Source organism: Vibrio sp. NFR (assembly GCF_027587095.1).
Taxonomy (GTDB): domain Bacteria; phylum Pseudomonadota; class Gammaproteobacteria; order Enterobacterales; family Vibrionaceae; genus Vibrio; species Vibrio harveyi.
The window spans coordinates 434,849-441,294 of sequence record NZ_JAPPTN010000004.1; the positions used below are offsets into that span (position 1 = coordinate 434,849).

The window sequence follows — 6,446 nt, forward strand, 5'->3', positions numbered from 1 at the left end:
ATATGGGCAAACAAAAAGGCGACTCGATGGTCGCCTTTTGCATGCTTGTTGTGGGTTAGATCCTGAACGAGCCGACGTAATGATCAAGCGTTTGCGAGAGCTCAGCCAGTTGTTGACTCGATTGCTCTAATTGCTCACTTGCATTTAGACCGAGCTTCACTGAATTGCTCACCGTATCCATGTTCATGTTGATCTCGTTGGCTACCGTCGATTGTTGTTCTGTTGCCGTTGCAACCTGAGTATTAATATCCAGTATGGTCATTACCTGTTTAGAAATCGCTTCTAGTGCTTGTCGAGCTAGCTCCGTCTCCGTAGTTCCTTCTTCGATCAGAGCTTTACTGTTCCCCATCGAGTTCACGGCATTTTGCGCTTCGTCTTGCAAGCGTTTGATCATCAGGTCAATCTCATCGGTTGACTGCGCGGTTTTCGTCGCAAGATTACGCACTTCGTCAGCTACCACCGCAAAACCACGGCCTGCATCCCCTGCACGAGCGGCCTCAATTGCAGCATTAAGTGCCAATAAGTTCGTCTGTTCTGAGATACCTCGAATCACCTCAAGGATTGAACCGATCGATTGAGTATTATCTGCCAAACTTACGATGATGCTGGACGTGCTGTTCATCTCGGTTTCAAGGTTTGTGATTGCCGTAGTGGTCTTTTGCAGCGTCTTGTAGCCTTCTTGCGTTTCATCCGTTGCAGTACTTGCCGCACTCGCTGCACCTGCTGCATTCGATGCAATTTCATTTACCGTCGCAATCATTTCATTCATTGACGTCACCACCAGCATGGTTTGCTCGTTTTGCTCCTGCCCACGAGTCAACGCCTGTTGAGATTGCTCACGTAAGGCAGTTGCAGAGCCATTCAATGCAACACCAGTGCTCACCACTTGCGAAATAATGCCATGAACCTTTTCGACAAAGACATTAAATGCTGATGAAATCTGAGCCACTTCATCATTACCTTTTGTTGGCAAACGAACAGTCAGATCGCCTTCCCCTTGGGAAATGTCATGTAGTGCATTTTTCAATACAGATAACGGCTGCATTAAGTGGCTTAGCAGAAGTGAAAGTAATAGCACGCAGAGTACAAATATCACGGTCATTGAACCAAGTTGGTAGCTAATAATACCGTTCGTTGCTTGGCTCACTTCCGTAATTGGAATACCGATATCGAACGTGCCGTAGAGTTGACCATTCACGTAGATTGGAGCCATGATATCGAACACCCACACTTGCTGCACATCCGCGTACCACTTCGAGTATTGCTGCACACCTTTGGTTGCTCCTTCGACCGTGTAATCGTCTTCGTATGTTTTGTTGAGCTTCTGCTTGTCACTGTGTGCAACCGCCGTAACATTGCTATCGATTACAATCGCATAGCTAACATCTGAACGTTGCTTTAAACCGTCAACAAGGGTTTGTAGATCTTCTAATGGCTGTTGTGAGTTCTCTAGAATATAACCCGCATTCTCAGCTAAGAACTCAGCCTGAACCTGAGATTTGTGCAAGATGATGTCATCGATTTTCTGACTGGAGATAAAGTAGGTAGACGCCATACTCGCCATGACAGCAATGCCAAACATGGCACAAACGGCTAATAGGATTATTCTTTTCATTATGGTTGTCTCAACGCAAGCGATTAATTTCTATCAACGGGGTTAATTAAGCCGATGACTTGGCATTACTCTCTTTGCCAACCCATTCTCCCGCGACACTGGTTTTAACTATTCAGTTACGTTATCCGCATCAAATGCAACAACTTTAATAAAATGAACCGTTTTTATATCAGTATCACACTTTTATAGAATAACCATGTAAGCCGTGTAGATTTACCAACACCTAAATAAGCCATTGCTAATTAGCAAGTTTCTGACAAATAATACGCTCTCATAATCATTCAAATTGATATTCGAACATCATTAATGCACAGTTAATCACATCGAAAAAATCACCAAAATTAATCGATTTAATTCCTTATTAACTTTTATAAATCCGGACTAGTATCAAGGGGAACAACCGTTCAACGTATATAAGGCTAATAATAATGAAAAAGACTTTATCCACCCTAAGCATTGCGCTGGCGCTGTTTTCTAGTGCTTCATTTGCTGCTGACAACTACACATTAGATTCAAACTTTTCTTCAGTAAGCTTTGCTACCATCAAGAACCAGTTTGTTGTCGAGCCAGCGACCATCAATACTCTTTCCGGCACGTTAGACAGCAATGGCAAATTTGATGTTGCTATCGATCTAAATAGCATTGAGACAGGTATCCCTATTCGTAACACCCGTCTTAATGAAATCTTCTTTGAATCTGCGAAACACGCACCAGTAAAAGTGACAGGAAAAGTTGATTGGGCTTCTCTGGGTGAAGGCTCACACAAGGTAAAAGTACCCGCTGAAGTAACGCTGTTTGGTAAGACAAAATCCGTTGAGTTTCCAGTTGTTATCCTAAACGCTGGCGATACGGTAATGGTGAGCTCAAGTGCGCCTGTGATTATTGGTGCTGCTGACTTTGGTATTCCTAGTAAGAACTTAACTGACCTCGCGGCAACAGTTGGCGGGATTAAGATTTCTGATCGAGTTCCACTCACTTTGAATCTAACCTTTAAAAAATAGTTAGATTAAGTGGACACAAAGGCTTGGAGGCTCACCAAGCCTTTTTTCTTTCTACACGCCTTCAACCAACCGCACTGTGCGGCTTACGACGACTGACTTTGCTTAGTCACATTAAATGCCATACTCCGCAATACGTCGTTCTTATTCACAAAATGATGTTTCAACGCTGCTAACGCATGTAGCAACACCAAGCTTGCGAGTGTGGCACAGCCAAAACGATGAACCATAAAAAAGAACGCATTCACTTCGGCATTAGAAATTGGGTTTGGAATGGTAAACAGCCAAAAGAATGGATACTCATGTTTAAGCATCAGAAAACCACTAACAAACACTACAAACATCACCAAATAGATAGCGCCATGCGTGAGTTTAGCGATGCTTTTCTGGGTATGAGAAACCGATTTTGGTAACTCTGGGGCTTTACGAAAGAATGACCACCCCCAACGTACAATCAATAACACGGAGGCGATGGTTGCAAACGACATATTGAGCGTAGATAGAACATGGAACACCTGCGGCATATCCATAACGAATAACATGCCGTAGCCTGCAAGCGTTGCATAAATGATAATCACCGCCATAGCCCAATGTAGCCATTTACTGAACGCATCGTAGTGTTGAGTGGGGGTATTTTGGACGCACGGAATCGCTTTCTGGTGCTGACCAGAATCTAATCTCGACATATTGTCACCACTGAATTAGTTTGAGATTTACATGGGAATACGACGAGAGAAGGCTTTCCCATGATGAAGATTGAAGAAATAACGGAAGGCATTGAGCCTTCCGTCGTTCAAGTAGATTACAAGATGAGGTAGGTACTACTTACTTACATTGATCATGTCGTTAAAGTAGTCAACTTGTTCTGCCATACTCAAACCTTGGTTGTTTGAACCCAACGTCCACATGAAGAAACCACCATAACCGTTATCTTTCTGCCATTTAGCACGGTCTAGGTTGTTCTGACGCGTTTCAACAAAGTTACCACCTGGTGCCCACTGACTGTTGATCGTGTTACCTAAAACAATCTTCGACTTGTCTCCAATATATTCAGCATAGTTCGCCATCGCGACATCGTATAGGAAGTTTCGACCAGCGTCGTATGTCATGACGTTGAAGAAATCAAAGTCATTTTTAGTCGCTTTGAGTAGATCTATGACTTCACCATGATGCGATGAACGACCAGATGGCTCAACATAAGAACAATTTTCGAATACGTTTGCATTCATACACTCGACAGGGTCGGCACCTACGTGATAAGTGGTCAGGGACAGCACTTTGGTGTTGCCGACTTTCTCACGGATCAGTTTGATCAATGCCGTTAAGTCTTGGTTCTCTTTGTCTGTGATTCGAGCGGCTTTTTCGAAGTCGAAATCCAACCCATCAATATGCACATAACCAGCTAACTGATACTTGCTGTAATCACAGCTGCCATCTGGTTTTGATGCAAGACACTCACCTTCCATCTCTTCAGGTTTCAGGTTCTTCTTGTACACAGGGAATGGCGTGTGGACCAATTCAACCAATCCAGTCGCGACCGCTTCACGGCTTTGTGGGGTGCTGATCGCCGACCAAATACTTTCGTAAGTTTGCCCCCCGAACGCTACCATCATCGTGACGTTTTCATTGTCATGCTTAAGAGTTGACCAAGCGAGGTACTGCGTTGGCATCCAATCTGGGTTGTAATCCGGCGGTGTGAGCATGCCGTCAGAGATCGTGATATTACCGCTTGAATCCCACTTACCAAATGACAATAGGTAACCGTCTCCTTCTGAGTTGAACAACTGCTCGTAGTCATTTAGACCCCAAGATGTTAGGTAACTGATAGAACGATCTGGGTTATCAACTAAACCGCCACCGCCCGTGCTTTCTTTAACTGTAATGTTAGATGTCGCTGAGGTTTGCTCTTGGCTTGCTGTGTTTACCGCTTTTGCCGTGATCGCATAAGCCCCCTTCTGCGCACCTAGCCATTCATATTCGTATGGCGTTTCGGTGTCTTTGAACAGTTCGTTACCATTGGCGATAAAGCTTACAGAAGTAATATCACCTTCGTAGCTCTTTGCATCCGCTTTGATAGAAATCGCACGACCTTCGAAGTAGCTAGAACCATCGACAGGAGATGAAAGCGAAACCACCAAGTCCTTGTCAGTGATAGCCAAAGAAATTGGCGCAGCTTCTGCACTCGCACCTTGATCATCGTATGCAATAACCGTCAATGTGTATTGACCTTCAACTTGAGCAGGAACCGTGATGGTATAAGTATCGCCCTGTGAAGGTGTGCCTGAGGTTGCTACCACTTGTCCATTCAACTGAACGTCAACGCGAGCAACTTCGGTATCATCCGTTGCATCAACTACCACATCGAATGCTTGGTTTGGTGCGATTTTTTGTCCATCTTGAGGGGACTGAACCTTAACAACTGGCACAGGGTTCGGATCACATTGCCCTACTTCATTCCATGCGTCTTTCCACGCATCAGGATAATCAGGGTGGCCGGTGCCCGGTGTCCAAACCGGATTACCACACCAACCCGCGACGGTACATGAGTAAATATTGCCAATATTCGTGACTTCATCGCCTACTTTGTATGGCACACCATCTTCGTACTGAGGAATATCGCCACAACTTTTGCCCGTGTCTGTGACCGTAATGGTTAGGCTCTTGCGTGAAGTATGCTGCTCGTCATCCTGAGCTTCAGCGCGAAGCGTTGTTGACCCCGCAGTGTGTGCCGTCCAATCACATGAGAAATCTTGAGTTGCTTTCGCGTCTAACTGACATACTTCAGCATCGTTGGCGAAGAATTTGACGGTTGTTAAATCATCATCTGCATCAGAGACATTGGCCGAGATTGTAATGGTGTCACCTTTTTGGTGAGAAGAGCCAGCGTCTGGTGAGATAAACTCAATCACAGGTGGATTTGGTGCGGTAGATTCCGATTCAACCGTTACTTGAACCGTTTGTTCTGTCAGTTTCTTTCCACTCTCATCGAATGCCATGACCGCAATCGATGCTGCGCCAATAGTGTCAGGGAGCCAAGCCTGTTGATACTCTGTCGTGCCTTCTACAACAGGTTGCTCTCCCAATTTGATGTTGTTTACCCAGAACTCTAGTTTGGTTGCACCTTCACCCGCAATATCCGTGATGATGTCTACATTTGTGCCAGTATAAACCACTGAGTTTTGTGCAGGAGCCAAAATATCGAGCGAGAACTCAGGTGGAGGAACGACTTCACCATCGACTTTCACTACCACTGAATTTTCAAACGCATTCAGATCCGTCAACTCTCCACCGAAAGAAATCGTCAGTGCCGCAGATTCTCCAGAAGCAAGCTCGCTATCTACCCAAGATCCTTGCGGAAACTTCAGCGAGACAGAGTTCAGTACACCGTTAGATTGTGTCGTATGAGAGATTTCCCATGACGGATACGAAAGGTGATTTGACGCCCAACCGATGTCATTGATTGCAACAGGCAATACGAACTCAATGACAGCTTCACGCATGTCTGCCGTTTCAGAACCTGTGTTCTTGATATCTAGCTTATAAGTGCTCCAGTATTCACTTTCTGATTGAGCAACCGCATCAGTACTAAACTCCGCAGCCATGGCTTGTGAAATAGGATTCAATAATAAACCGGAGCAAAGCATTGTTAGCCCTAGCGTGCGATAACCAATGGAGTTTGTCTGCGTAGCACTGCTCTTTCTTAGATACATAATAAAGTCCTTAGTCTTATATTAATTATTTAGGTACTGCACAAAGACCTGCAATTAATGTTTCATTTGTGTTTTGCAAGCACACTTAATTTATAAATAAAAATAACCAAGGCAAAAATTCAT

General features: G+C 44.5%; 4 protein-coding genes. 1 reads left to right on the forward strand and 3 read right to left on the reverse strand.

Annotation, left to right across the window (positions count from 1 at the left end):
- Positions 1-55: 55 nt before the first annotated feature.
- Positions 56-1,615, reverse strand: a complete 1,560-nt coding sequence (locus OH463_RS10685) for a methyl-accepting chemotaxis protein (RefSeq protein WP_269991238.1) — start codon at positions 1,613-1,615, stop codon at positions 56-58.
- Positions 1,616-2,043: 428 nt separating this feature from the next.
- On the opposite strand from OH463_RS10685, the gene OH463_RS10690 reads away from it, so the two are divergent.
- A complete protein-coding gene (locus OH463_RS10690; RefSeq protein WP_005447112.1) occupies positions 2,044-2,616 on the forward strand; it encodes a YceI family protein in 573 nt (190 codons plus the stop codon).
- Between the two features lie 83 nt (positions 2,617-2,699).
- On the opposite strand, the gene OH463_RS10695 is transcribed toward OH463_RS10690, so the two are convergent.
- The gene (locus OH463_RS10695) at positions 2,700-3,299 is read right to left on the reverse strand and encodes a cytochrome b (protein ID WP_050938240.1); all 600 of its coding nucleotides are present in this window, start codon (positions 3,297-3,299) and stop codon (positions 2,700-2,702) included.
- Between the two features lie 135 nt (positions 3,300-3,434).
- Positions 3,435-6,323 carry an Ig-like domain-containing protein gene (locus tag OH463_RS10700; RefSeq protein WP_269991239.1) on the reverse strand — a complete coding sequence of 963 codons (2,889 nt, stop codon included), beginning with the start codon at positions 6,321-6,323 and terminating at the stop codon, positions 3,435-3,437.
- Positions 6,324-6,446: the final 123 nt, after the last annotated feature.